Annotated in this window: 1 protein-coding gene; it reads left to right on the top strand. The window is 71.3% G+C overall.

What is annotated here, in order from left to right:
• Positions 1-129: 129 nt before the first annotated feature.
• The coding region (locus ACF1CT_RS36480) for a type I polyketide synthase (RefSeq protein ID WP_391788336.1) at positions 130-2,390 on the top strand (2,261 nt) is incomplete at its 3' end.

Here is a 2,390-nt window from a genome sequence, read left to right as displayed (position 1 = left end):
GAAACCGAGAAAGTCGGCACGCGACGGGCCGCCGGGAGACCCCCCCCGGGGAATTCGGCGGCCGTACGCGCGACAACACCACGCACCGACCATCCCGACGATCCACAGCATGCGAAGAGGACGCGCCACATGGCGAATGAAGCAAAGCTCCGCGAATATCTGAAGAAGGTCACCACCGACCTCGACGAGGCATACCGGCGCCTCCAGGGAATCGAGGACCAGGCCCGCGAGCCGATCGCCATCGTGGCAATGAGCTGCCGATTCCCCGGAGACATCCGCACTCCCGAGGAACTGTGGCGGCTGCTCGCCGCAGGTGGGGACGCGGTGGCCGAATTCCCCGACGACCGTGGCTGGGACCTGCAGAACCTCTTCGACTCGGACCCGGACACCCCGGACACCACCTACACCCGCGAGGGCGGGTTCCTCGGCGACGCCACCCGGTTCGACCCGGCGTTCTTCGGGATCTCCCCGCGCGAGGCCCTCGCCATGGACCCGCAGCAGCGGCTGCTGCTGGAGACCGGATGGGAGGCGTTCGAACGGGCCGGCATCGACCCGGTGTCGGTGCGCGGCAGCCAGACCGGTGTCTTCGCCGGAACCAACGCCTCCGACTACCTGTCGGTGGCGCTGGACGCCGCGGAGGACTTCGGCGGACACCTGGGCACCGGAAACTCCGCCAGCGTGCTCTCCGGCCGGGTCAGTTACGTCTTCGGCCTGGAGGGGCCGGCGGTCACCGTCGACACCGCCTGCTCGGCGTCGCTGGTCGCCCTGCACCTGGCGGTCCAGGCACTGCGGCTCGGCGAATGCTCGCTGGCCCTGGCCGGCGGCGTCCACGTGATGTCCACCCCCGGCCTGTTCGTCGAGTTCAGCCGTCAGCGCGGACTGTCCCGGGACGGCCGCTGCAAGGCGTTCGCCGCGGACGCCGACGGCTTCGGACCTGCCGAGGGCGTGGGCGTACTGCTCCTTGAGCGGCTGTCCGACGCGCGGAAGAACGGTCACCCGGTGCTCGCGGTGGTACGGGGCACCGCGATCAACCAGGACGGTGCGAGCAACGGGCTGACGGCGCCGAACGGCCCGTCCCAGCAACGCGTCATCCGGCGTGCCCTGACCAACGCCCGGCTGTCCGCCGCCGACGTCGACGTCATCGAGGCGCACGGCACCGGCACCGCCCTCGGCGACCCGATCGAGGCGCAGGCACTGCTGGCCACCTACGGCCAGAACCGGCCCGCCGACCAGCCGCTGCTGCTCGGTTCGGTGAAGTCCAACATCGGCCACACCCAGGGCGCGGCGGGCATCGCGGGCGTGATGAAGATGGTGCTGGCCATGCGGCACGGTGTGGTGCCCGAGTCGCTGCACATAGCCGAGCCGTCCCCGCACATCGACTGGGCGGCCGGCTCGGTGAGCCCGGTACGGGAGGCCACGACCTGGCCGGAGACCGGACGGCCCCGCCGCGCGGGCGTCTCCGCCTTCGGCTTCAGCGGCACCAACGCGCACGCGATCATCGAGCAGGCCCCGGCCGAGGAGCCCGCCCCCGCCGAGGAACCCGTGACGACCCCCGGCGTGCTGCCCTGGGTGCTGTCCGGCAAGAACCCGGCCGCGCTGCGCGACCAGGCCGCGAAGCTGCTCGCCCGCCTGGAGACCGATGCCGGGCCGCGTCCGGCGGACGTGGGCCACTCGCTCGCCCTCACCCGGTCCGCCCTGGAGCGCCGTGCCGTGGTCGTGGGCGCGGATCGTGAGGAGTTGTTGGCGGGTCTGGGGGTGGTTGCGGGCGAGGGTATGGCGCCGGGTGTGGTGCAGGGGTCTGTCGTCGGTGGTCAGGTGGCTTTTGTGTTCCCGGGTCAGGGGTCGCAGTGGGTGGGGATGGCGGTGGGGTTGTTGGATGCTTCGCCGGTGTTTGCGGCGCGTATGGGGGAGTGTGGGGCTGCTCTGGCGGAGTTCACCGGCTGGTCGTTGGTGGATGTGGTGCGTGGGGTGGAGGGTGCGCCGTCGCTGGAGCGGGTGGATGTGGTGCAGCCGGTGTTGTTCTCGGTGATGGTGTCGTTGGCGGAGTTGTGGCGTTCGGTGGGTGTGCGTCCGTCGGCGGTGGTGGGTCATTCGCAGGGTGAGATTGCTGCGGCGTGTGTGGCGGGTGTGTTGTCGTTGCGGGATGCGGCGCGGGTGGTGGCGTTGCGGAGTCAGGTGATCGGGCGGGTGCTGGCGGGCCGGGGCGGGATGGTGTCGGTTGCGTTGCCGGTGGTGGAGGTGCGGGAGCGGATCGCGGTGTGGGGTGAGGAGCGGGTGTCGGTGGCGGCGGTGAATGGTCCGTCGTCGGTGGTGGTTTCCGGTGAGCCGGGGGCGTTGGACGGGCTGGTGGCTTCGTGTGAGGCGGATGGGGTCCGGGTGCGTCGGGTTCC

It is taken from the genome of Streptomyces sp. NPDC014734 (assembly GCF_043083325.1).
Taxonomy (GTDB): Bacteria; Actinomycetota; Actinomycetes; order Streptomycetales; family Streptomycetaceae; genus Streptomyces.
The sequence above is the reverse complement of the archived record's forward strand: the minus strand, read 5'-3'. Positions and strand labels throughout refer to the sequence as shown.